This is a genomic window from Bacillus sp. TH22 (assembly GCF_016651015.1).
Taxonomy (GTDB): domain Bacteria; phylum Bacillota; class Bacilli; order Bacillales; family Bacillaceae_G; genus Bacillus_A; species Bacillus_A mycoides.
The window spans coordinates 178,354-201,779 of record NZ_JAEKER010000002.1; the positions used below are offsets into that span (position 1 = coordinate 178,354).

General features: G+C 34.3%; 30 protein-coding genes and 6 pseudogenes. 7 read left to right on the forward strand and 29 right to left on the reverse strand.

Annotation, left to right across the window (positions count from 1 at the left end):
* Positions 1-89 precede the first annotated feature (89 nt).
* Positions 90-797, forward strand: coding sequence for an IS6 family transposase (locus JFU18_RS28520; protein WP_201034983.1), 708 nt, complete (start codon positions 90-92; stop codon positions 795-797).
* A 270-nt stretch (positions 798-1,067) separates the two neighbouring features.
* Here JFU18_RS28520 and splB read toward each other — a convergent pair whose 3' ends face one another.
* On the reverse strand, positions 1,068-2,096 hold the full coding sequence (gene splB, locus JFU18_RS28525; RefSeq protein ID WP_001108843.1) for a spore photoproduct lyase: 1,029 nt from the start codon (positions 2,094-2,096) through the stop codon (positions 1,068-1,070).
* Positions 2,093-2,356, reverse strand: coding sequence for a transcriptional regulator SplA domain-containing protein (locus JFU18_RS28530; RefSeq protein WP_151304114.1), 264 nt, complete (start codon positions 2,354-2,356; stop codon positions 2,093-2,095). Before JFU18_RS28530 ends, splB begins: the two co-directional genes overlap by 4 nt.
* 513 nt (positions 2,357-2,869) lie before the next feature.
* On the opposite strand from JFU18_RS28530, the gene JFU18_RS28535 reads away from it, so the two are divergent.
* Complete coding sequence (locus JFU18_RS28535) at positions 2,870-3,118, forward strand: DUF3243 domain-containing protein (RefSeq protein ID WP_078205606.1); 249 nt, start codon at positions 2,870-2,872, stop codon at positions 3,116-3,118.
* Positions 3,119-3,411: 293 nt separating this feature from the next.
* Here JFU18_RS28535 and JFU18_RS28540 read toward each other — a convergent pair.
* Positions 3,412-3,714 (reverse strand): annotated as a pseudogene (locus JFU18_RS28540) (lytic polysaccharide monooxygenase); the annotation flags it as partial.
* A 424-nt stretch (positions 3,715-4,138) separates the two neighbouring features.
* Between JFU18_RS28540 and JFU18_RS28545 the strand changes: the two are divergent.
* Positions 4,139-4,303, forward strand: coding sequence for a DUF4021 domain-containing protein (locus JFU18_RS28545; RefSeq protein ID WP_078205604.1), 165 nt, complete (start codon positions 4,139-4,141; stop codon positions 4,301-4,303).
* Between the two features lie 96 nt (positions 4,304-4,399).
* Here the strand turns inward: JFU18_RS28545 and JFU18_RS28550 are convergent.
* Positions 4,400-5,746: pseudogene (locus JFU18_RS28550) on the reverse strand (MMPL family transporter); the annotation flags it as partial.
* Positions 5,747-6,048: 302 nt separating this feature from the next.
* Complete coding sequence (locus tag JFU18_RS28555; RefSeq protein ID WP_242486496.1) at positions 6,049-6,228, reverse strand: hypothetical protein; 180 nt, start codon at positions 6,226-6,228, stop codon at positions 6,049-6,051.
* 41 nt (positions 6,229-6,269) lie between these two features.
* Here JFU18_RS28555 and JFU18_RS30070 point away from each other — a divergent pair.
* Positions 6,270-6,371: pseudogene (locus JFU18_RS30070) on the forward strand (recombinase family protein); the annotation flags it as partial.
* A 122-nt stretch (positions 6,372-6,493) separates the two neighbouring features.
* Here the strand turns inward: JFU18_RS30070 and JFU18_RS28560 are convergent.
* The 4 genes from JFU18_RS28560 to JFU18_RS28570 all read right to left on the reverse strand — a co-directional run bounded on the left by JFU18_RS28560 (position 6,494) and on the right by JFU18_RS28570 (position 8,456).
* Entirely contained in the window at positions 6,494-6,838 is a 345-nt protein-coding gene (locus JFU18_RS28560; protein WP_078205603.1) for a DUF378 domain-containing protein, read from the reverse strand.
* 546 nt (positions 6,839-7,384) lie between these two features.
* Positions 7,385-7,588, reverse strand: coding sequence for a homing endonuclease associated repeat-containing protein (locus JFU18_RS30075; protein ID WP_078205601.1), 204 nt, complete (start codon positions 7,586-7,588; stop codon positions 7,385-7,387).
* Between the two features lie 111 nt (positions 7,589-7,699).
* Entirely contained in the window at positions 7,700-7,873 is a 174-nt protein-coding gene (locus tag JFU18_RS28565; RefSeq protein ID WP_001025956.1) for a hypothetical protein, read from the reverse strand.
* Between the two features lie 154 nt (positions 7,874-8,027).
* Positions 8,028-8,456, reverse strand: coding sequence for a ferritin-like domain-containing protein (locus JFU18_RS28570; protein ID WP_078205600.1), 429 nt, complete (start codon positions 8,454-8,456; stop codon positions 8,028-8,030).
* A 217-nt stretch (positions 8,457-8,673) separates the two neighbouring features.
* Here JFU18_RS28570 and JFU18_RS28575 point away from each other — a divergent pair, with 217 nt between their 5' ends.
* Entirely contained in the window at positions 8,674-9,030 is a 357-nt protein-coding gene (locus tag JFU18_RS28575; RefSeq protein ID WP_078205599.1) for a carboxymuconolactone decarboxylase family protein, read from the forward strand.
* Positions 9,031-9,154: 124 nt separating this feature from the next.
* On the opposite strand, the pseudogene JFU18_RS28580 reads toward JFU18_RS28575, so the two are convergent.
* From JFU18_RS28580 to JFU18_RS30275, 19 genes and pseudogenes are all read right to left on the reverse strand, one after another.
* A pseudogene (locus JFU18_RS28580) lies at positions 9,155-9,316 on the reverse strand (tryptophan-rich sensory protein); the annotation flags it as partial.
* A gap of 163 nt (positions 9,317-9,479) precedes the next feature.
* Positions 9,480-10,910, reverse strand: coding sequence for an IS4-like element ISBce2 family transposase (locus tag JFU18_RS28585; RefSeq protein ID WP_201034982.1), 1,431 nt, complete (start codon positions 10,908-10,910; stop codon positions 9,480-9,482).
* A 231-nt stretch (positions 10,911-11,141) separates the two neighbouring features.
* A pseudogene (locus JFU18_RS28590) lies at positions 11,142-11,465 on the reverse strand (IS4 family transposase); the annotation flags it as partial.
* A 112-nt stretch (positions 11,466-11,577) separates the two neighbouring features.
* Complete coding sequence (locus JFU18_RS28595; protein ID WP_078205598.1) at positions 11,578-11,796, reverse strand: hypothetical protein; 219 nt, start codon at positions 11,794-11,796, stop codon at positions 11,578-11,580.
* 379 nt (positions 11,797-12,175) lie between these two features.
* Entirely contained in the window at positions 12,176-12,685 is a 510-nt protein-coding gene (locus tag JFU18_RS28600; protein WP_078205597.1) for a YfbU family protein, read from the reverse strand.
* Positions 12,686-13,645: 960 nt separating this feature from the next.
* Complete coding sequence (locus JFU18_RS28605) at positions 13,646-14,023, reverse strand: ArpU family phage packaging/lysis transcriptional regulator (RefSeq protein ID WP_078205596.1); 378 nt, start codon at positions 14,021-14,023, stop codon at positions 13,646-13,648.
* A 139-nt stretch (positions 14,024-14,162) separates the two neighbouring features.
* A complete protein-coding gene (locus JFU18_RS28610; RefSeq protein ID WP_078205595.1) occupies positions 14,163-14,411 on the reverse strand; it encodes a hypothetical protein in 249 nt (82 codons plus the stop codon).
* 14 nt (positions 14,412-14,425) lie between these two features.
* Positions 14,426-14,620, reverse strand: coding sequence for a hypothetical protein (locus JFU18_RS28615; protein WP_085313208.1), 195 nt, complete (start codon positions 14,618-14,620; stop codon positions 14,426-14,428).
* 4 nt (positions 14,621-14,624) lie between these two features.
* The gene (locus tag JFU18_RS28620; RefSeq protein WP_085313209.1) at positions 14,625-15,050 is read right to left on the reverse strand and encodes a DUF1064 domain-containing protein; all 426 of its coding nucleotides are present in this window, start codon (positions 15,048-15,050) and stop codon (positions 14,625-14,627) included.
* A gap of 16 nt (positions 15,051-15,066) precedes the next feature.
* Complete coding sequence (locus JFU18_RS28625; RefSeq protein WP_201034981.1) at positions 15,067-15,240, reverse strand: hypothetical protein; 174 nt, start codon at positions 15,238-15,240, stop codon at positions 15,067-15,069.
* Positions 15,241-15,274: 34 nt separating this feature from the next.
* Positions 15,275-15,397, reverse strand: a complete 123-nt coding sequence (locus tag JFU18_RS30265) for a hypothetical protein (RefSeq protein WP_265324191.1) — start codon at positions 15,395-15,397, stop codon at positions 15,275-15,277.
* Positions 15,384-15,617 (reverse strand): hypothetical protein, encoded by a 234-nt coding sequence (locus JFU18_RS28630; RefSeq protein ID WP_078205593.1) that lies wholly within the window; start codon positions 15,615-15,617, stop codon positions 15,384-15,386. Before JFU18_RS28630 ends, JFU18_RS30265 begins: the two co-directional genes overlap by 14 nt.
* 1,716 nt (positions 15,618-17,333) lie before the next feature.
* Positions 17,334-17,507, reverse strand: a complete 174-nt coding sequence (locus JFU18_RS28635) for a hypothetical protein (RefSeq protein WP_157404947.1) — start codon at positions 17,505-17,507, stop codon at positions 17,334-17,336.
* A gap of 1,151 nt (positions 17,508-18,658) precedes the next feature.
* Positions 18,659-18,913: a hypothetical protein gene (locus tag JFU18_RS28640; RefSeq protein WP_078205592.1), complete on the reverse strand. Its 255-nt coding sequence runs from the start codon at positions 18,911-18,913 to the stop codon at positions 18,659-18,661.
* A gap of 39 nt (positions 18,914-18,952) precedes the next feature.
* Positions 18,953-19,465: a dUTP diphosphatase gene (locus tag JFU18_RS28645; RefSeq protein ID WP_201034980.1), complete on the reverse strand. Its 513-nt coding sequence runs from the start codon at positions 19,463-19,465 to the stop codon at positions 18,953-18,955.
* Between the two features lie 116 nt (positions 19,466-19,581).
* Positions 19,582-20,268, reverse strand: a pseudogene (locus JFU18_RS28650) (YqaJ viral recombinase family nuclease); the annotation flags it as partial.
* Between the two features lie 451 nt (positions 20,269-20,719).
* The gene (locus JFU18_RS30080; RefSeq protein WP_078205591.1) at positions 20,720-20,908 is read right to left on the reverse strand and encodes a hypothetical protein; all 189 of its coding nucleotides are present in this window, start codon (positions 20,906-20,908) and stop codon (positions 20,720-20,722) included.
* A 150-nt stretch (positions 20,909-21,058) separates the two neighbouring features.
* Positions 21,059-21,193, reverse strand: coding sequence for a hypothetical protein (locus JFU18_RS30270; RefSeq protein ID WP_265324192.1), 135 nt, complete (start codon positions 21,191-21,193; stop codon positions 21,059-21,061).
* Between the two features lie 5 nt (positions 21,194-21,198).
* Positions 21,199-21,327: a hypothetical protein gene (locus JFU18_RS30275; RefSeq protein WP_265324193.1), complete on the reverse strand. Its 129-nt coding sequence runs from the start codon at positions 21,325-21,327 to the stop codon at positions 21,199-21,201.
* 70 nt (positions 21,328-21,397) lie between these two features.
* Here JFU18_RS30275 and JFU18_RS28655 point away from each other — a divergent pair, with 70 nt between their 5' ends.
* A complete protein-coding gene (locus JFU18_RS28655; RefSeq protein WP_078205590.1) occupies positions 21,398-21,616 on the forward strand; it encodes a hypothetical protein in 219 nt (72 codons plus the stop codon).
* 135 nt (positions 21,617-21,751) lie between these two features.
* Entirely contained in the window at positions 21,752-22,459 is a 708-nt protein-coding gene (locus JFU18_RS28660; RefSeq protein WP_002192093.1) for an IS6 family transposase, read from the forward strand.
* Between the two features lie 235 nt (positions 22,460-22,694).
* Here the strand turns inward: JFU18_RS28660 and JFU18_RS28665 are convergent, their stop codons facing one another.
* Positions 22,695-22,922: a methyltransferase gene (locus JFU18_RS28665; RefSeq protein WP_078205942.1), complete on the reverse strand. Its 228-nt coding sequence runs from the start codon at positions 22,920-22,922 to the stop codon at positions 22,695-22,697.
* Between the last annotated feature and the right edge of the window lie 504 nt (positions 22,923-23,426).

Consider the following 23,426-nt stretch of genomic DNA (forward strand, 5'->3'; position numbering starts at 1 on the left):
GTTCTAGTGCAAAAACTTCAAAATATCTAAAAAAAGTCTTTCAGACTTGGAAATACTGATACTATTACTCTAAAAAGGATGTGATTGGTATGGAAAAGCAAAATCTATTCAAGTGGAAACATTATCAACCGGATATTATTTTATTAACCGTGAGATGGTACCTACGGTACAACCTCAGTTTTCGTGATTTAGTCGAAATGATGGAAGAACGCGGGCTATCCCTGGCTCATACAACTATCATGCGATGGGTTCATCAATATGGTCCCGAATTAGATAAGCGAGTACGACGTCATCTTAAGTCAACCAATGATTCTTGGCGAGTCGATGAGACCTATGTGAAAGTCAAAGGTCAATGGATGTACCTATATCGTGCTGTTGATTCAAAAGGATATACAATTGATTTTCATTTAAGCAAAACAAGAGATCGTAGGTCTGCAAAGCGTTTTTTCAAGAAAGCTTTGCAGTCTTTTCATGTTTCAAAGCCCCGTGTGATTACAGTGGACAAAAACCCGGCCCATCCTATAGCGATTGAAGAGTTGAAGACAGAGAAAAAGATGCCTGTGGGCATCCAAATAAGGCAGGTAAAATACCTTAATAACATTGTAGAGCAAGATCATCGTTTTATTAAAAAGAGAGTTCGTTCAATGCTAGGATTGAAATCTTTTCGTACAGCTAAATCTATTCTTTCAGGAATAGAAGCGATGCATATCATTAAAAAAGGCCAACTTATTTTACGGGACAAGTCTGTCAAAAATGAAGTGAAGTTTATTCATCAACTATTCGGAATGGCTGCATAAGAATAGATTCCATTAGGAATCTATATACCTCTTTCAAATAAATACAATCTTTGCACCAGAACCCTGTATACGTTAATAAAAAAATTAGAGATTTAGGAATTAATGTACTTAATAATATAGAAACTACATATTTATAGTTATAGGTATTGTAATGAAAATCAAGCTAAGGTTTTCATATACCCCCTAAATGAAAAATTTCTTTCTCTACAGATAGTTACTCTGAGAAGTCAGCTCATTTTTTCGTTTTGGGGGCATGTATGGTGAGGCCTATTATGTGAAATATTCTAATTTTGCATTGGGGAAAAACTTCTTCATATAAGAATAAAGATAATTTTTTATATCCTCTTCTTCTTCTTTTTGATAAATATATTTTCCAATTCCATATTTGCCCCATTTATATCTTCTCTTCTCTTCATTTAATTCCAATTTTGTCATAGGGTAGTTTTTTTCAATCACCCTCTTAGCAGGCTTTGTAAAACGATGCTGAATAAATTCAAATGTAATATCATCCCGTACATCCAGGGGTAATTCAGCATCAAGGCGTTCAAACATATGATAGTACCCATCCTGCCATCCTTCATGAAGATAAATAGGAGCCACAATGAATCCGAGTGGATAACCTGCTCTGGCTACTTTTCCTGCTGCCTCAATTCGTTTAACTAACGGAGAAGTACCAGGCTCAAAATTTTTAATAACATAATCAGCATTTACACTAAACCGAAATCTTGTTTTTCCATTATGTTTTGCGTCCAGCAAATGATCCACATGATGAAATTTCGTAACAAATCTCAATTTTCCATATTTTGATTCTCCAAAATGCTCAATTGCACGTTTAAGCGTATGTGTTAAGTGATCAATTCCTACAATATCTGATGTACAGGAAGCTTCAAATCTTGTTAATTCTGGCTCACGAGCCTCCATGTATTTGTCAGCGGCTTCTAAGATTTCATCAACATTTACATAAGTACGGATATATGGCTTACTTCCCATTGTTGTCTGTAAATAGCAATAATGGCAATGTCCCATACATCCTGTTGCAAAGGGAATAGCATACTCTGCTGAAGGCTTTGACGTATCAAATTTCAGTGTTTTTCTAACACCAACGACAAGAGTAGATTTTGCTACCCGATACTTTTGAAAATCATTTTCACCTGGGAGATCTCTAACTTGATTATGGGAAGTAGTATGTCGAATTTCAACATCCATCTTTGCAAATTTTTCATGAAGTTCTCTCCCTAATGGATAATCTAATGCTTTGGGTTCAAAGTATACAAGCTTAGGCATAAATGGATAATTCATTCTAACATCCCCTCTGAAGCATCCCCATAATAGTAGTTGTAGGCCTGATTGGCCTCTGCTTCTGTAGAATAAACAGCCATCTCATTTGATAGTGGATAATAGGTTTCATAAAGAAACAAAGCTAATTTATTTGGACTCTCAGGGTGATTTACAACTGCTGCAGCTTGTATATTTGCTACATCCTGAGTGTGGGGGTTTCGGTAAAAAATATAGACAATATCTCCAGGATGATAAGTTTTAATTTCATTAGAAAATTCCATTCAATCACCTTTTCTTTTTATAAAATTCAATGTGCAAAATTATACATTATAAATTTTCTCCTATATTGCATAAAAATATGTCTTCTTTTTTGAAGGAAAATCTAGGTTCTAATAATTACACTATAATTTGAGATGGACCGAATAGAAAAAATATTTATTTTGGATTACATTTATGATTCATCCTATGGCGGGGGTAACATCAAATGCTCATCGACTTAATAATATAAACAAAATAAACTTTCATTCATTAGGACTAAAATACTCTTAAAGTAATGGTAAAATCTTAATTTTCTTTTTCCATACTGAGCCTGAGCACACACCTTTTTAAAGTATCAGTACCAATATGGCCAAGTGTGAAAGAACATTTTCAAATAGTTTGAATTTGCTACAACAGAACCAAATTAATTGAGAGTGATGGTGGTTGACATTGTTAAAATAAAAATTTTTACATAGAAAATAAGAAATTGCACAAATTAAGTATGATTCTATTACTTAATAGTGAGGTGATTAATTATGTCAGTACTAGACAATTTTGATCAATGGAAAAGCTTTTTAGGAGAGCGCTTAGAACAAGCCCAAGGAAAGGGAATTGCTGGTGAGGCAGTTTCAGATATGGCATTCCGTGTAGGTGATTATTTAGCAAATGAAGTAGAGGCGCGAAATGATCAAGAAAAACTATTAGCTGAGCTTTGGAAAGTTGCTAACGAGCAGGAACAACATACAATTGCTAATTTAATGGTAAAGTTTGTACAACATAAATAAACAATTATGATTTTTTTAGTCACACTTCTATATGAAAAAGGTGTGACTATTTATTTTTCAAATCTTCCATGCTCATTACATAGATAGATTTTTTAGTACGTGACTTGATATTTTTCATACGAAAACTTGAATTACATTGCGTATGCCATATATCTAATGATTTTGTTGTGAGCTCATTTTAACTAATAATTTTGTACCCCCCACCTAAAATTCGATATACCTCTTCCACAAACCAGTAGTGATCCAAATCTTCACTTCTTTTATTTTGCTCCTTGTATATGTTTTGATCTTGAGAGCCCGCCAAACTTACCACCAGCAGAAGCAATTTTCCCATCTATAGGGCCACCTTGAGGAAATCCTTTTGGTGCTTCTAGGCTTTGTGGTTCATACATAATATCTCCACAGTTTACATTAAGTGCACTATAGTCTGGGCTACATAAAGCTGCTCGACTTCCAGGTTTTTCAACAAACCCATGTGTATATGCATTTTGAGGAATTAACGTTGTGCTTAGAATGCCAGTAGCTAGTATAGCAACACTTAATCCTTTTTTCCTTTTACTAATTGTTTTAAAACAATTTAAAATTTGATTGTTCATATAAATATCCCCTTTATGTTAATCTTTGTACAAAGTTGAGGGCTTTGATGCAAAAGAATAACAATAAACGCATTATTTAAGGGTTACACGTATGAAAAACAAAAAAAATAACTAACTAGTTAGTTATTTTTTTTGTTTATGCAATCTTATTAATATATAATGACATACTTACAACTTTAAATAATACAGAAGTTTTGAAGAAATTTTGTATATTGTAGAAACTCAATAAAATCAAATCTAATTATTATATTTACTCTATCCTCTCACATATTTTCTAGAATAAATGACATACTACGTATGTGCTATGAAATAAGTAGCTCAATTTATTGTTCATTCAATTGGCAGATAATATATGTTTTTATCTGCCAAACTCCATTCATTCTTTTTTACTTTTTGAAATTTTATATCTTTGGAGGTTATATAAATGACGTTTCCGAATTCTAAAGAAGAAAAGACTAGCTATTCTAAAAATTCCACACCGAATACAATTAACTCTAAACTTAAACCAGAAGAACAAGCCATGAATGGATTGTACGGAATGCCAGAAACTGATATTGAAAATAAAAATCATCAAAAAAAAGAAATTTGAAAAATACTTAGCATTTCAATATCACCTTTATTGTCCATACATATTTCAATTTTGATAAAAACAAGGGAAATCAAAGTTCCCTTGTTTTTTATATTATCAAGCATCTAATTTTTTTGTTTCTTTCTTCTTCCAAAGATTTCCTGGCCAAAATGCAAATCGTCCTAGAACCACTGTAATGGCAGGGACAAGAAGTGGCCTTACAATAAACGTATCTAATAGTACACCTATTGCTGTAACAAGACCAAATTGAACAAGTACTTGGATTGGTAAAGTAGCTAATACTGCAAATGTACCTGCTAAGATTAAACCAGAAGACGTAATAACACTTCCTGTTTGAACTACTCCATTTTTTACTGCTTCAAGATGTGTTTGGGTTCTTTTATTCTTCCATATTTCAGAAACCATAAATGTATTATAGTCTTCTCCTAAGGCGACTAGGAATACAAAAGCATACAAAGGAATTGCCCCTTGAATTGCGGGAGCATCCATACCATAGTGAAGTAATAACCAGCCCCTAATGCAGAGAAGAAAGATAATACAACTGTTAAAATTAAATAAATCATCGCAACAATAGAACGAAGATAAACAAGCAATAATAATGCGATAATACCAATCATGACAGGGATAATTACATCTTGATCACGCTCGGTAGTTTGTTTTGTATCATATAATGAAGCTGTTTCTCCCCTAATCCATATATGGTTCTCAGCATCATTTATTTCAGATTTTTTCATTATTTGTTTCAAACTTTTTCTTAACTCAGGGATTTTATTCATGCCCTCAATTGAATATGGATTTTCTCGTAAGGAAACTTCATACATTTGTAATTTACTATTCTGTTTCCCTTTTATAGGTTCCGTTACTTGATCTACGAAAGAAATTTTTTTCAACTCTGTTGTTACAGGTATGTCTTTCCCTTTTGTATCAACAACAAGTTGTACGGGCGCTAACTCTCCAGGTGAAAAATGATCTGATATTAAATCCCTCACGTGATGGCATATCTTTAGGAAATGATTCTAATAAATCGTACGTAAAATGAATTCGTGGAACAAATGATGCCAAGCCACCCAATAGCAATAGTGTCAGCAGGATAATGGCCCAAGGTTTACGTATCACAAGGTCTCCAAGTTTTTTGCTCAGAAGTCCTTTCGATTCCTTTACCTTAATCGCTTTCTTTTTTTCCTAGCACGTTCTTCATTCATCTCATTTGTTCTTGGTATGAACGGGAAAAATGCTACTCTCCCCAAAATAGCTAGTAATGCTGGTAAAAGCGTCAACCATAAGGAACACAGCTACACTAAATGGCACTGCAAATCTATGGAAAGAACCAATATGAGCAAGTAAAAGGGTACCTAATCCAACTACCACTGTAAGAGCACTCATAATAATTGCGCCACCCGATTCTTTAATAGCAAGTTGCAGAGCTTTAAATTTATTTTGTTCTACTTTTATTTTTTGGCAAAATAAAAAAGCCTAAGAGAAAAACTGAAATAATCAGTATCTCCAAAGCTTTGATTCTTCCGTGAAACAGTAGCGCTGGGAGTCTTCTCTCAGACCTGACGAAAATAATAATTATATAATGAACATATATTATACACTTTTTTAAAACTCATACAATATTAATAAATACAAATTATTGACTTCTAAACCTAATCCCTTAGATTAAGATTGACTTAATTGGTCTAATAAAAATGAATAAATTCTGAAACGATGCATACATAATACATAACTTTAAAGAAAATATCTTATTCCTCTTTATCCCATGTATTTTGTTTGTGCTTATACGCACCCCTCGAATTTTTTGTTAGATCTACTATATCTGTTTCCTTACCAAATTCAGTACTATAATTAGGTTTTCCGTAATCTTTACGATTCATCTCTTGATTCCCATCCTTCATCGGTTGAAACAACTGCGTTAAGCACATTAATCCACTTAGTCCAACAAGAGCAAAGATTACTCTTGCTATGGAAGAGTGAAGAAATAACAGCTGTTATCTTTATGGAAAAGTTAGAACTAAAGAAAAACACACTTTATAAAATAATGAAAGAACATGGAGAAGCAACGTAACGTCTATCTTATAAGAATTGCTACTTTACTCCTATTAGTAAGTAAGCAGGTACTCCCATGAATTATCCAAAATAAAAAAGTCAAAGCCATGTGGTATACATGGCTTTGACTTTTTTATTGTATTAATCTTCATCTTCATCTAATGTATTATGGTTATTCTTATAAACGTCCGTAGAAGTTCTGTTTAAATTTGTTATATGTGTTTCCTCACCAAATTCTGTACTATAATTAGGTTTTCCATATTCTTTACGATTCATTTCTTGATTCGCATCTTTCATCGGTTGAAACAACTGTGTTAAGCACATTAATCCACTTAGTCCAACAAGAGCAAAGATTACTCTTGCCAAAAAGGCGTTCTGTCCACCAAATATTGCCCCTACGAAATCAAACTTAAAGAAACCAATTAGCCCCCAATTAATAGCACCAATAATAACTAAAGCTAAGGCAATTCGCTGTATAGTTCTCATTGATATAACACCTCCTTCTGTCTCAACTTTTAAAACTATGTACAGGAATACTATGTATTATTCCTGCTTGAATCGTTAGCTTTAATTTTCATTTAAAGTGATAGCCCATAATTCAACATAAGTACATTCAAATGCCATAATATAAACTTTGACTAATATTTTAATGTTTTTATTATTTAGTACTGCCATAAGACTAGATGATATTACGGTTATCTGTACTGCAATAATTAACCCTATGGGTATTTTTCGCATCATATTAGCTATCATGTTAGTTGCTAGGATTCAATCTTATCATTAGAAATTAACTATGGTTTCATACACAAAATATCTAATACATACGGAATTTATTATTTTTATTTCTACAAGGCTTCTTTATATTACAGAAATTAACCTTTCCTAAAACGGCTTGCTTCTTCTATTTTGCATAATATACAGCAGTACGTTCATACTAGATATGAGCCGTTAAAAAGCTCATATAAATGGCTAACGTTTCATAACAAGTGGGCAAAGCAGACAGTTTATTGAACTGACTGCTTTGTTTATTTTTTATATTTTATCTGCCTTTTTTCTTGGTTGGAAACCAGTTTGCCTTAGAGACTCATTCCAACTGCCAAAATACCTTACATATGTGGATAAGGCAGGCATATTAGGATCTTTTAATATTTCTTTGGCAGTCGGTAATTTTTGATAGGCATGAGCCCATTTCTTTAGCCTGGATAACAAAATCCTTCTTGTATACATATTGAGCATGTAACCGCCTTTTCATAGTTCTTAATTTATGAATTACTTTAATAAATCAAAATAATAATACATACTGAAGATATTAAAAAGGCAAGCATCAAAATGTGCTTGCCTTTTCTTCTAACGACGATGTTCCACAAGATCAATTACACCTAAAACAACGTGAGCTAAACCAAATCCAAATACTGTATTTGCAATCATCTTATTGGATCCACGAGTTTGCTTCAAAGCATAGCCCGCAGCTGTAACTGCTGTACCTAATGTAGTTGGAATTAATCCTTCACGAATATTCATAGTAACGTCCTCCTAGTATCGCAGTTAGTAATCCTGGTTTAATACTTTGAAATTAAAGTACTAAAACAAGTATTAGTATTTTCCTGTCTTGTGAAAATATGTGGAGTTATTTTAAATATCTTTTTTTCATTATGATACAGCGTAACTAAAAATGTTAATGCGTAAGTTGTTTTAATACATTTACATGTTCCCTATCTTTATTTAAAATATCATGTATTAACATATGACTTTCTGGATCCAAATCACCATGTACAATTTCTTCTGATATTTGAATGCCATAATAACCTTCCCCCTTTAACGCGCTGCTTACAATTCCTTCTGTTGTATCTGGTACTGTAAATTGACTTATCAAGCCTTGAACAGACCCAACGATTCCTTCATTATCAACCGGTACTCCTCCAAGATTTTGTATTCTTTCTGCTACTTTCAAGGCATGTTGTTTGTGATCTTGTTGTATTTTTTGAAATTCCTTTTTTATTTCTGGATCTTTTAGCTTCTCTATATAATGCTCATAGGCATGAATACCCATGTACTGCCCTTTTAGAAAGGCATTTAATGTATTGACTACACTCTGTTTTTCCATATCATCACTTCCTTTTTACGTTATCCTTTTACAGAAGTCGATCGATTATCCATACGTGTGTGCAATACTATTAGTTAATTTTTTGTTATATCGTGCCTCTAAATCCTTTCTCCTCTTTCACTCACTTTGAAATAAATATCATTTATGTTTAATCACTTCCCATTAGGTTCATACTAACTTTTGTTTAAAAAATATGAGAAATGGAGTTGGATTAAATATGGAATTTGAAGGTAGAAATTCTACTGAATCTTCACTTCTTCATTATAAATATGGTCTGGGTTTATTTACTGAGAAGATGCCTAAACTAGCTGAACAATTTAATTCCTTTACAGAGGAATGCTTTAAAGAAGGCACCTTATCCAAAAAACAAAAACAGTTAATTGCTTTAGGTATTAGCCTTTATTCTCAGGATGAATATTGTATCATTTATCACATTAAAGGATGTCTAGATCAAGGAGCTTCAGAACAGGAGATCTTTGAGACGGTGGGAGTGACAGCTGCATTTGGTGGTGGTGCTACTATGAGTCAGGCAGTAACGCTTGTACAAGAGTGTATACAAGAGTTAAAGCAGTAATAGAACTATCATCATGAATTGAGGAATATATTTATCGAGCTCATGTGTTGCTATCTTTACACAATAAATAAAAACAAAAAACTTGAGTGTGTGCGAAGTATACTCAAGTTTTTTGTTTTTATGCTTAATTCATACTATAAATTGCCCAAGATAAATATGTAGCAAAGGTAGTCCATAACAGATAAGGGATTAGAAGCCATCCAGCTACTTTAGATAAGCGGAATGAATAAATGATAAGAAGAAATGCAGTAACAGCCACTAACAGACAATCTATCGTTGCTAAGAATGGTGGAACTGAAAAAAGCTAAAAGGGGTCACCATACACATCCATCAACTTAAGGTATCTTTTTATACAAAATGTGGTTTTTTCACGTAGTCTTTTATTATCTTTTATAGATAGCATAAAAGTAGGTACATCAAATAAACCCTGACGGGTTTCAAATTTTTCGCTATGCTACCTGATGGGCAGAAGTGGTATACTCATACACAACACCTAAAATATCAAAGACTGTTTTTTTCTCATATCGATGAGATTTTCGTCCGTTTCGCTGTAGGAGGTTAAACAGACGAAGGAGAATCTTTGATAATTCTTGGGTGTTTTTATGTAGTGCTTGATGAAAAAGTAAGAAATAATCTTTAATTATGTACATCGCTTTATATTCACTTAGTTCTTTCTGTTTCTTACGTAACAGGAGTTCTCTCATTTTAAACATAGTAGAAGAACATAATAGGATACTAATGAGTTGTCCATAAAGGTGGCATTCTAATCGCTCTTGTTTAATAGATTTACAACGATGAATTCGAAACCAAGATTTCCATATTTTAAATAACAGCTCAATTTGCCAACGCAGTGAATATAAATCATAGATTTTCTCTTTCGGTACCCATTCCGTAGGAATGTTTGTCATATATACCGTAATTCCTTGTAAAAGTTTCGTACGATCTGTATATGTAATCCCTTTTTTCTTTTCACGAATAGCTCGATCATGTAGACGTTTCTGTTTTTGCGCCTCTGTACATCTATAAACCACAATGCGAGTGGGTAGTTTGTCTTTGCTCCCTACATATACATCATGTAATTCATAAACTTGGCCAGGTTGTAATTGGTTCATGATGTCTTCCAAATGAATTTGTATATATACCGGTCTCAATTGAGCAGGTTTTGTTTTAAATACCACTGTTTCGAATTCTTTTCTATATATTTTAGTTGGTAATTTAAGACGCGATAAATAATACCCTTCCTTATCTTGGATCGATTTAAAGTCTTGTAAACGAAAATACCCTAAGTCACGAATATATAGTTCATTCTTTTGTGTCATGTCCATTCGAGTCGCCCCATATGCCTGATCACTTCGTTTTCCTGGTTCAATTTTCACATCAGAAAACTCTCCACTCAACAAGTCATACTCTAATTGAATTTTTACACCAGCTGTATGACTACAGCCTCCAGCACCAGGATAAGTAGCTGCGAATCGATTTGGAACTTGAAAGGTTGTAGAATCAAGGATGCGAATCCGCTCAAAGTAAGCAGAAAGAGAATGAGAAATTGTAGATGATCCTCCAATTTTAGCTTGTAGAAGTGTAGTAAATACATTTCGAAAGAAGGCTACAGAAGCCGAGTTAAATCGTCGATTCAGTCCCTCAGGACTTAATAAAATTCCTGTTGAAGTTTCTAATTGACTACAAAGTTGAGTAAGAGAGGTTGTAGCGATTTGTTGATTTAACCATACACACAAAGATAAAAAATGGTGCCCATGGCACTTACGTTTTCGTTTCATTCCACCTGCTTCTATAGCTAATTGATTCAGTGTAGCGGGAGACATATATCGATATAACTCTTCGGCAAATAAAGACAGCTCTTGTTTTTGATGCATATTCATAAAAAGCACGTCACCCTTTCTCATTAATATAAGAGAATAGTAACGTGCTTTTAAGTTTAAGAATAGTCTAAATCCTTAAGTTGATGGATGTGGGGTCACCATACATGCCCATCAACTTAAGAACGAAAATAAAATGAGCTTTCGTTCAAATCAACTAAAAAACTCGTAACATACTTTTGATTTTTAAAAATACGCATACCAAATAAACTCTAACAAGTTTCATTTTTAAAATTATGCAGCTTTCTTTTGTTTTTTCAATCCATTATACTCATAGACAACACCCATAATATCAAAGATAGTTTTCTTCTCATATCGGTGAGATTTCCGTCCATTCTTCTGTAGGAGGGCGAAAAGACGGATCAAAATCTTTGTTATGTCTTGGGTGTTTTTCTTTAACGTTTGGTATAACAGCGATACATGATCTTGAATCATCCCAATGGCTTTATATTCACTTAGTTCTCTTTTGTTCTTTTGTAACAGAAGTTGACGCATTTTAAACATTGTAGAAGAACATATAAAAATGGCAATGAGTCTTCCGTATACATGACACTCTAATTATTATCTTTGCTTTTATCATTCTTACATGGATATGATTTGCATAATTAAAAAGAGTAACCATGCGCCACCCAGATCAAGGCAGTACCTACTATAATTGCTATTGGTTTAATTATTTAATCATGTCTTTATTCAATAATTCAATGATGTCTTTAGATTCAGGAACTTGTATCAACGCACCTAAATTAGCAATTGCATCTCCTAATTCTTCAAATGATTTCGTACAACCTTCAGTGGCTTTCTTTAATCGTTCGAGTCTTAATTCTGCTTCGTCAGTATCAACAGTAATTCCAATTTCTAATGTACTTCTAGGTTCTTTTACTTCTTCCATCATTCATCCTCCTAATCAAATTTCCATTTTGTTCAATAAAAAAAGAGCACTATAAAGTGCCCTAAGCTTCTGAGTATAAAATATACGACAATGCCTTGCCCGTTCTAATGGCGCAACATAAAAGAGCTTTATAGCGGAATATATATAGCTCTCGGAAAAGGAATAAGTTGGTTGGCATTGACTCGATATTGTATGTTTGGGAATTCCTTATGTGCAATAAAAAAAGAGCCCTATAAGGTGCTCGTCCGATACGATTATAAAGAATGAATACGTCGTGTTCAGTTATTAGTATAGCTTGTCTCATTCAAAGTTTTACTGGTTTAATGTGTAATTTCTATATAACAAAGAAAAAAGCACCCTCATTGGATGCTTTTCATAATTACGCACTTAAGATATCTTTAATTTCTTGTAATGTTAGTCTATCTGGATTTTCTGTCCCTCTCCAGATCACTAACATTCGTCTATATTTATTTAACATAAGACGATGAGTGTTGTAAGTTTCATAATCGTTTTCTGCTCTTAAGTCTTCATACAGATTTAATTCATGCATATAGTACTTTGCATAATCAGCATATTTAGCTTCTAAATCATCATTTAAATCATAACCAGAAAATTTAAGGTCATCTTTTTCTACATTTTCTTTATCTTCTAAATCATCATAAGACCAATTAAGTTCCCTATGCATCCTTAATACTTCAATAGCTTCTTCGCACTGAGCTTCTGTCATTTCATTTTCAATAAATCTGATATTCTCTGAATAGTGTCTTGTATATCCTTTTTCTAAAGCTATTCGCATCTTTTTATAATACTCTTCATCATCCGGATAAAGTTTCTCCAAAATTAAATATTGATTCACTAATGCTAATCTTTCTTTTTTTGTTAGTTGCATTCTTCCTCTCCCCTTTCTTTTCTATACCTATTATTCAACAAGAATCATCATAATCCTTTCATTCGAATAAACAAAAAGCCATCACCGAAGTGACAGCTCTAAAGTGGATGGGAGAAAAGAGAGATAACAAATGGCAATAAGTATCTCTTAGATTAAGGCTGAGTACTCTCAACCTTCTCCAAATCACCGCATCAACTATTATGGCTACACGCCCTGTGTCAGTGACTGGGAGAAGAATAAGAATCTTCTCGTTTATACTCCGTGGAGTCGGCTACTTAATGTCATTTTCACCATTTACGTTTGCACAATGTGATTATATCCAGACGCATATGTTTCTTCCTACGCCTTGTTTGAACCAACACACAAGACTGAGGGGAATGTTCAGCTGTATTGGCTCAAACAAAGAACGGAAGCTCTCTGCATAGCGAAAATTCGTGAGTGATCGCTATAAGTGTAATGCCCTGTCAAAATTGATGAAGAAGCCCTTTATTCTTGTTTTTCTTTTTAAAAACGCGATGTTCATTCGATCAGAACGACCACCCCATTTCCATTTTCAAAAAACGACGTTAACAAAGAATAGAACGTTATTATGTTCACCATCAACCCAGAGGACATGGCGGTCTCTGAGCTGAGCACTAAACATAATAGAAACAGTATGACGAATGCAAGTATATCACACCCGCCACACTGGAGTATGTCATTGTTATAACTTCATTGGTCTTTTCGTCTGATAGAGGACTCTTACCTCCTTGCCCCGCAACAGGAAATCCACCGCAAACTAAGTGCGTCATGTCATCCGCTTACTTACCTTTCAGCGCAATAACACTTTACGGAAATCCTCGAGAGCATTCGTCCGTGGAATGCTAGCACCGGAAGGGATTGTGTTCCCCTTCTGATACTAACTTTACCGTTTATTCAATTGTTAAAAGGTACCCGATATGGTAGCCCGAAAGTGCCATTTTATATCATCCCTAATGCATCTGCGAAGTTGATTACAGCTGACTTTTTCTTTCTGTAGAATGTTCTTCTTTTGATACCAATAACCGTATAAATGTAATCGTCATTCAACACTTTTGTATTCATGTATTTCATTTCAAGGATTTTTCTTTCGTTCTCATCAAGTGCCTCTTCCAACGCTCTTTTTATTTGAATGTATCTGATGTACTTTTTCCCTTGATCATCCGGCTTTGGTTTTAATTCGGGAAACAATAACTCTGCACCGAATGCTGTTCTTTCTTGTTGATTATGAAATCGAACTTTAAGTACACGATACTTTTGTAATTCCTCAATAACCATTTCTCTAATATCATCTTCAGTAACTAATTGTTTTTGTCCCAAGTCATAATCCCCCTATTTCGAATTTGTGTTTTTAACATCACATAAGGTACGTGAAATTTTACTATCTCATTATTGAATAAGGGAACGATGACTACAATACAGCCCCCACCACACTGTTAGTCATGGTTCCACTATCCATTTACTCTCCTTCTAATCCCCAACAACTTAAATACCATTTGTACACTTTACCATCCACACTACCTACGCTGCTATTGAATTTAACATCACTTCCATACTCTTCGTTAAGATCTGATATAACTTTTTTAACTGTTGAGATATCTCCTGAATGTGCTAAGTAAATGTAAAAGTGACCACAACCCGCAATCCTAACCCTTACCTTATTTTCACAAACTTCTTTTAACTTTTCTCGTAATGTAGCAATATACATTCTTCTCATCCTCCTTAAGCTATTATTCTCTGTAAAGCCGCTTTCTTCTTATCCTCATCATGAATTCTCCAACCATCATTAAAATGGTCTATTAACTCCTGATACTTAAATACATCGAATATCGTAACGTACTGATTATCTCCAAACCCTGGTTCTTTTCGGAATAACATATATTCTCGTGTACCTTCGTATCTTCTAATGACACTCACCCCTTTATGATCTTATCCATTCACCTAACTTCTTGTCCCATATCACAACGATTAACTCCTGTTTATTTAAGTACTCCCATAACTTCTTGCGTAACGGAAATCCCTCATTGATTGCTCGTTTACTGCCTTTAACATCACAGACCTCTACACGCCCATCTAAGTACGTTACTTTAAAGTCCGGTGTAAACTTCATAGCTGCCTTTTTCGACTTCCCACTCTTTGTTATGCTGCTTTTAATCGTGAATGTTGGAATTAGTTCATATTCGGGATGAACATCTATTCGCAAGACGTCATCCCTTGTTTTTAGGTACTTATAATAGTCACATTCTGTTTTGCTATCGAATTTTATATCATCATATATAACTTCTTTACTTCTAATCTTCGGTTTCGCTGCTTTCTTTCGTTTCTGCTGTTTTCTTTTCTTAATCAACTAGTAACCTCACTTTCTATTCCATTCGCTCTTTGCACTCTTCGAGAAAATCAATAACTTCCTGAACATGCTCCCATGTTGTCATACTCTCCATCACGTATCCTTCGTCGTTATAAACATTGACCTTATTTCCTGCGAACTCCATTCCACACATTCCATCTGCACCTAATAGCTTTACGTTAGCTTCCATTCTTTTAACCTCACTTTCTATTCAAAAAATTATTTTATTCAAAACTAATGTTGCAATAGAAGCACAATATATGAATTCCTAACGTTCTTTCTGGAGCGTAATAACCTAACATAACGCCCCATGCATCCTTTTCTATACCAAGTCTAATTTTCATCATTCTTTTCCTCCACCCCGATTCCTACTACAACTCCATCTAATATATCCGCCAAGTTATTAACTTCTTCTATGTTTGATGTATGGAACCTAATTACCTTACCGTCAGGAAAATTCATTGAAACTCCTTGAGATTTTTCTGATTCGAACGTACTGCAATAAACTCCTGTTTTGCACCATAAACACTTATCTTTATCTATGTGACATGTACATGCACTACTCATTTTCCTCTACCTCCCTAAATAAAACTCAATATTCCGTCAATACTGTAGACAACCCATTTCTTAACCTGAGCAGTTAGCAAAAGCTAGCTGCTCTTTTTATTTCACTGTCACCCATTAGATAAACGTTCATATATTATTTTGTGTCTTCCTTTCTACTAGGGGATCTCGTCATTGTATTTCCGCATAACCTTCATGAAAGAGCACTTTTCGAAGGTGCTCTTTTTTATTCATCCGAATAATCATTACAATTCTGTACATACTATCTGTAAGCTGCTTTCTTAACAGTGATTGCAGCCTGAAGCCTTTTTTGGTAATGGAGCAGTTAGCTTTTACTAGCTGCTCTTTTTGCCGTACAAGTTCCTATTTGCTTTAAAATGAGTAAACTATCTTGAACCTTACTTTTCAGTCATTCACTGGTTCATGACTTACAAACATAACCCCAATACATGGAATGTTTTTATGCGAGCACTCTGGAACAAGTGCTCGTTTTACTTTGGTGTTTTTCTACAAAATGAAATTTTTATTAAGAAGACTTATTTATACCTTTCAGTTGATCGTTTTCTAATTCAAGTTCACTTATTCTTCTTTGTAACTTTTGTATCGTGCTTATGGCCATATACACTGTATCCTTAGCTTCTTTTTTGAACTCTTCGCAGGTTATTGGGCCATCTGTATTTCCCCTAAGGTGCTACAATTCTGATAAGGTTTTATCAACTCTCACTCAATCCACCTTGCTTTCTATTAAAATGAAGTTTTTACCATAAAAGTAATTGTTAAATATCTAATGCATATGCATTATAATTGGATAGGTATTGTGTATTGGCATTAAGAGGAGCACCCTGTTCAAGTGCTTCTCTTTTTTTATAGTTGCGATAGTTAAAACTTTGAAGTTATCTCCATCTTTTCCCCCGCTTAGCACTGTACGTGCGACTTTCATCGCATACAGCGCCCCATCTTATTCTTCTATACTAAAGCAACCAGATTACAAACAATGTTGTACTCACCAACGTATTAATTCTCCTTTCTTACGAAAGGTCACATCATCTTACTCGATCCTGTGAGTTACATCTAATTGATTTAGTTTTCAAAGAATAAGACTAAGGACTATCCCTCCACATTTATTACATGCTTCGTCGGCACTATGTCCCCACCTTCACAAGAATGAAGCAATTTTGGTTCATTAGAACCTTATATGCATCTGTCCGCTAGTAGGCGTTGGTGACAGTTTCTTGCTTACCACGTTCCGATTGACTTAGCTATACATATATCCTTAGGCGCTTGCTTTAAGCCTGTTATCTTTACACCCTCATCGTTGGATGTTCCGAATTTCATACTATTTACTCTTACTTTTCGGTAGATAACGTCGTCGTTGACGACATACACATTTCTGATGTATTAAACGTTTGGACCCGTACATTCACAAGTTCGCCAGTCCTTTGTCGGACATTCTCACCATAGATATTTTGTAGCATCCCGACTTATCCATCACCATATGATTTCTCACTTAGGTTTTGTTCAGCCGACTTCACCTAGCTTCATACAATTTGTGACTACTATCATGCCTTGCATGTAGGGGTATCAGATAAGTAGTTTCAGCTCAACCTGACGGCTTTCATTCCTACTTTCAGTCAATCAGTTGTTGTTATCGAATTGATAACCCTCCTATTTCGTGTTTGCACACTTATAAGGAAACGTGTCGCGCAAATAGCGTTTTTATTAAGATCTAAAGCCTTCTACACAAATATCACTTTTAACATGTACTCCATATTTATCTTCAATCGCTTTTTTAATTAGCTCATTTGATTCCTTTATGCTAATATCTTGCGGATGTATACTTTTCACATTAATATCCACGCTATAGATAACTATTGCTGTTCCATAAACTTTCATTCTCAAGCTCCCTTTCTCCCAAATAAAGATTTTGTTCACTTTTTTGTTACATTTTTGAAACATTCATGTGTTATCTTCATTAAGTCCTTTTAAAAACAGAAAGATTTATTATGTAAAAGGCCCTAGTCCCCTCTAGGGCTTTTTACATTCAAATAACGATTTTGTTAACTTTTTGTTACATTTTCGAAATATTCATACGTTACATTTAGAATGTCTTTTTAAAACAGATAGATTTAAATTTAAATCTAAATATCTAAATTGCCGACCAGATTGGTGATATGTTGCAATATTATAGATGTTCCTTAGGGAGTTATCATGTAATTAAACAAGAGTTTAAGAGTTCTCGAATCTCAGCCCCTTGGAGCGCACCCCAAGGGGCTGAACCATTTTAAATAAAAATCTTATTATTTATTAATATCTTTATTGCTACGTAAAACATTTGTAAATATTACTGTTTTCCTTACTTTCTTCCTTAAAAACGTTATATACTACATTTGAAATGAGCGATCAAATTCGCTTATTATCTTATTTCCCATGCGACATAACCTTTTATTGAGTGCTAGGAGAAATCCTAGCCTTTTTTTATACAATAAAGATTTTGTTTTAAAACTACACAAAGCGAAAGAAATAGGCATACAATGTCGTGTATTCTTTTTCAATGTAAGTTTGGGTAGAAGAGCGCCTTGGAAAGCGCTCTTTAATTTTAAAATAAGGATTATGTTTGATTTTTATTAACCTTTTTTATTGCTTTGAATACTTTATTGCCAATCCAAGGAATACACAGGTTTCTCTGGAACAGTTACCTTGTATTCCTTGGATTCTTGTACGCAGAACCCATTATAACTATCGGGTTCTGTTTATTTTTATCTATACAATAACTATTTTGTAAAAAACTTTTCACCTTTTAACTGGACAAGCATATATTATTGTATGGAGACTCTCCATTCATAGGAATCTACCTTTCATCTCTCAGAGCACACTTATATTTATGTGCTTTTTTTATTTGTTGGCATTTCTCTCCCTAAAAAGATATATACTGTATTAAGAACTGAATCCACCGGTTCTATTCATCCTCATAAGGCTCGTATTACATATTGAACACTGTTAAACAGTGTTCTTTTTTATGACTAAATAACGCTTTTGTTAAAAAATTAATCATCATAATCTGTATCATCTACTGCAATAAAATCTCTTTTACAATCAGGACATGTAGCTACATAATTCGGATGATAGTCCTCATCATAAAATCGGAACTGATTTCCTTCTCCGCAATTAGTACATTCCCAATATCCTTGCATAAACCCACTAGTTGTCTCTGGTTTATCACAACCAACCGAATAAACTAGATACGGTTCGGCTGACTCACTATAATGTGGTTTATACATAAAAGGTGTTAAACTTGGCATTTCTCATTCCCCATTTCTTAATAAAATTCAAATTTGGTCTTACTTCACGCCTGTAGATCCAAACCCGTTTTTACCCCTTTGACTAACCGATAGCTCGTCTACCTCAACAAAATTAGCTGTTTCCACTGGCGCTATGACGCCTTGAGCGATTCTTTCGCCTTTGCTAATTTTTATTACCTCGTATTTAGTCACTTTCGTAACATTGAAGTCGTTATCCCCAACAAACGCTCCCTTTAATAACCTTGTCTGTGATGCATATTCAACCATTGAAACGTTATCCGCAATCACACCAACTTCTCCTCTATATCCACTATCGATAGTTCCTAAGACTACTCGTAACTTTGTTTTACGAGACATACCGCTACGTGGTCTTATTTGCATTTCAAATCCTGGTGGTATTTCAAACGCAAGACCTGTAGGTATTACCTTTGTTTCCCCTGGCTTTATAACCACATCCTCCGCTGCAACTAGATTAAAACCACTATCGCCCGGTTTAGCGTATTTAGGCAATTCCACATCTTTCAATCTCTTAATCTTCACTCGTAAATTCATTCCGCCCCGCTCCTTATAAGTAACTGTTTAATTTCTCTTTTCTATCCTGCAATTCTTCCAGTGTCCGCTTTGTCTTCCGCTTCTCACTATCCAATCCCACCAAGTGACATTTCATCTTGCGCTTCACTTGGTAAGTCCACTTCTGAACCGTCATATCCTTCTGGATACATTTGCTTTAGTAAGTTTGTAGAAGCATCGCTCCCGTCAAACATCGGTGGCGCAAGCTTCTCAACATGGTTTTGCCAAAAGTCTTTTTCAATATCGATTAAGTACTGAATAACTTCTTCATCACGTTCAATCTTTTTATAGATGAATTTATTCCCACCGATTAACACTGCAATCCACCATGCTTCATAACCCGTTACGGCCATATAGTGTTGACACTGGATAAGATAAGACGTTGGGATTTCTTCGCCTTCCCATTCTTTCTTTAAGTATTCAGATGCTGTTTTACATTCAAGACCTACTTTTTCGCCAATAATGAGTCTGTCCACATTAGCTAGCATCCAAGGGTAATCAGGATGTTGTAGGATCGCATTCCGTTTACGTACTTTCAATCCTGTTCGTGAACTAAATTCTTGTGCTACGACTTCCTCAAGAACATTTCCGAAGTGAGCCGCTTCACTTTGAATATCCTCTTCTGGTGATTCACCAACTTTATCCATATAAACCGAAATTGGTGATTTCCATTTGTTTAGCCCTGCAATAGCGGATGCATCAGAACCGCCAATACCAGCCTTTCTTGCTGCTAACCATTGCTCATGAGCCATTTCTTTTGTAATTACTAAAACATCTGCTTTCATATTTAACTCCTCCTTGTTTTTAGGAGAAAACATTTGGTATAATGCAATTAGAGTCATTACATGTGTTTTCTCCAAACCGTCTTAGGGGTAAGGCGGTTTTTTATTTTGTTATAGAAACTAACTAATAATTCCGTTAAAATATAGTTACCGATATGTGTAACAACCAGCCTGTGCTTCTGTACGGGCTTTTTATTATGCTAGTTTTTAACTAGCGGATACATTGTTATCACTCCTTTCTGATGCTATGAGCATCATCATGACCAGAAACGAGGTGGAGGGGAAAAGGTGTCCGCTCCTGATCATGATGACAAGCACAGGCTTGTCCATTGTTCATAATTCCGTAACACATATACATGAGTTCCTATGTTAGACTAAGGTCATTCGAAGAAGTCATTCGTTATTAATAGAATCAACAATTCTTAATACCCCATCCCCTGCCCTAGCTCCCCTGCTAGGGCTTTTTGTTTTCTCTCGACTCTTTTTGGATTTCTAAAAGAGCATGGAACGTATTTCTTTTAATTGTTTCCAACAATCGAAAAGCTTCGTGAGCTGTATAACCTTCTTCTTCAACTAATCTTGTAAGACCAGTAATTATTAGTTGTTGGCCAAAACTATCTAGATTTAATTCGTCTTTACTAATTTTTCATTCCCCTTTGTTCATATTTTCGTAACATCTATATATAAAGTTCTTATAAAATACGTGTTACACTTTGTACATTCCAAGAAGTCCTTATGGAATCGACAACTCAATACCCTTAGTAATACCCTGCATCCCCTGTAGGGTTTTTTCTTATTTAGCTAGAGTTATATACTTGTATGTTTCCTCAACCTTATCTGCGCTGTTATGTACCTCTCTAGCTCTTAAATCCTTTATGATCCACAAGATTTTCTTTCCTTCGTATTCATCTCGCTGCTGTTTATCCATCGGTTTCAATCCTCTTCTTGTTTTACTTCATGTACAACCACTTCTAATTCAAGATTATTCAACTCCTCTACTAATTCTTTAAATCTTTCTAATCCTTTTACCTCAACTTTTGCTGTTAAATTAGTATTCTTCATAATTACCACCCTTTCGATTTGGTATAATTTTCATAAGAGGTTGAATTTACCGATAAATAGGAGGATTCTTATGAAAATTAAAATGAATATCCATATGGACGATCTTGAAAAATCTATCAAAGACAAAGCTGAAACAGCTATTAAAGATGGTAAAACTGGAACTACAACTCAAATAGAATGTACAAGCTGTAAAAAAGAATTTGAAATTGTAGCTAAAGAAGGTACTGTGAAGTGCCCTCACTGTAACGAAGAAATTAATATCTCTTTAAATATCAAATACGACAATTAACTTTTACGTAATTCAACCTCTTATTAAATGTGATATAAAATTTGGTTCTGGTGCAAAAACTTTGAAGTATTTGAAAATGGTCTATCAAACTTGGAAATACTGATAGTACTACTCTATAAAAGGTGTGTGATCAGTATGGAAAAGGAGAATTTATTTAAGTGGAAACATTATCAACCAGACATCATCTTATTAACTGTACGTTGGTACCTACGGTACAACCTAAGTTTTCGCGATTTGGTGGAAATGATGGAAGAACGGGGTTTATCCATTTCTCATACAACGATTATGCGTTGGGTTCATCAGTATGGTCCTGAATTGGACAAGCGGATCCGACGTTACCTCAAACAAATAAATGGCTCTTGGAGAGTCGATGAAACATATATCAAAGTAAAAGGTCAATGGATGTACCTGTATCGTGCTGTTGATTCGAACGGAAACACAATCGATTTTTGCCTAAGCAAAACAAGAGATCATAAGGCTGCAAAGCGCTTTTTCAAGAAAGCTTTGCGGTCTTTTCATGTTTCAAAGCCACGTGTGATAACAGTTGATAAGAATCCAGCTTATCCTATAGCAATTGAACAGTTGAAAAAAGAAAAAAGCATACCTAACGGTATGCGACTTAGACAACAAAAGTACTTGAATAACATAGTAGAACAAGATCATCGTTTTATAAAGAAGCGAATCCGTTCTATGCTAGGTCTTAAATCTTTCGCCACAGCTACATCCATTCTTTCTGGAGTAGAAGCCATGCATATGATTAAAAAAGAACAGATTGCTTTACGGGACCAGTCTGTCCAAAATCAGAAAGAATTCATCCATCAATTGTTTGGACTTGCAGCATAAGATACGATTCCGTTAGGAATATATGCGCTGTATTCTCTTTTATTTTTGCACCAGAACCAACAGGAGTTCTCTCATCTTAAACATTGTCGAAGAAGGGGTTTTTGCCCATCCCCTCGAAGGGATGGACAAAGAAATCCAACTTTAAAATATGCATTTTAAATCTTCTACAATCGTATTGACATATGTTAGATGTAGATAAATTGTATTTTTGAAAGGAATTAGTTATAAGGGAAAATTATTGCGCTAAGAACAAATCTTGTTTACAATTTTTTTTAAACTGACCCAACTTTACTAGTTGCCGATTTTCTAGTCCAGGGATCTTATTTGAAGAATCTGAGACATCCACAATAATGGTATTAGTTAATACATTAACTACCGAACCAATTAGTATTACTGACGAATCATGACGATAACGGAATTGTACAGAATCACCAATTTTTACATTTACAGATTTTTTATTCATCAAATAGTTCCTCCTCAATTATATAGGTTGAAAGATATTAGAATTAAAACCCAAAATATATTCCAGAGATTATATATGTAGCTACAACCATAAAAATAGATATTTCAAATGTACCGAAGAAGCAAATTTGTGAGGTAATACAATTATCTATAAACCATTTACAAGTGACATTATATCGCTTATTTAAATTGGTTTTTATAATAATTTTCTTTTTTAGTTAAATATGATAAAATATTCTTGCTGTGATGAGTTTTTAGGTATATATTTGTCTTCTAGAATCAGCCTTTCTTTTATAATGTATCTGGAAAAGCCCTTACTTACTTGGCGGTGGTGGGGGCTTTTTCGTGTCTATTTTTAATGGGTATTTCTTGTGGTTTATAGATCCCTAATTCTACGTAATTTTTTAATTTACCGCGTACACAAGACGATCTCACGGTACCTTTTTCCAATCACCACTTCTGTTCGGCTTCACTTGCTGTAAAAACATTGAAAAGTGGGGAGTTT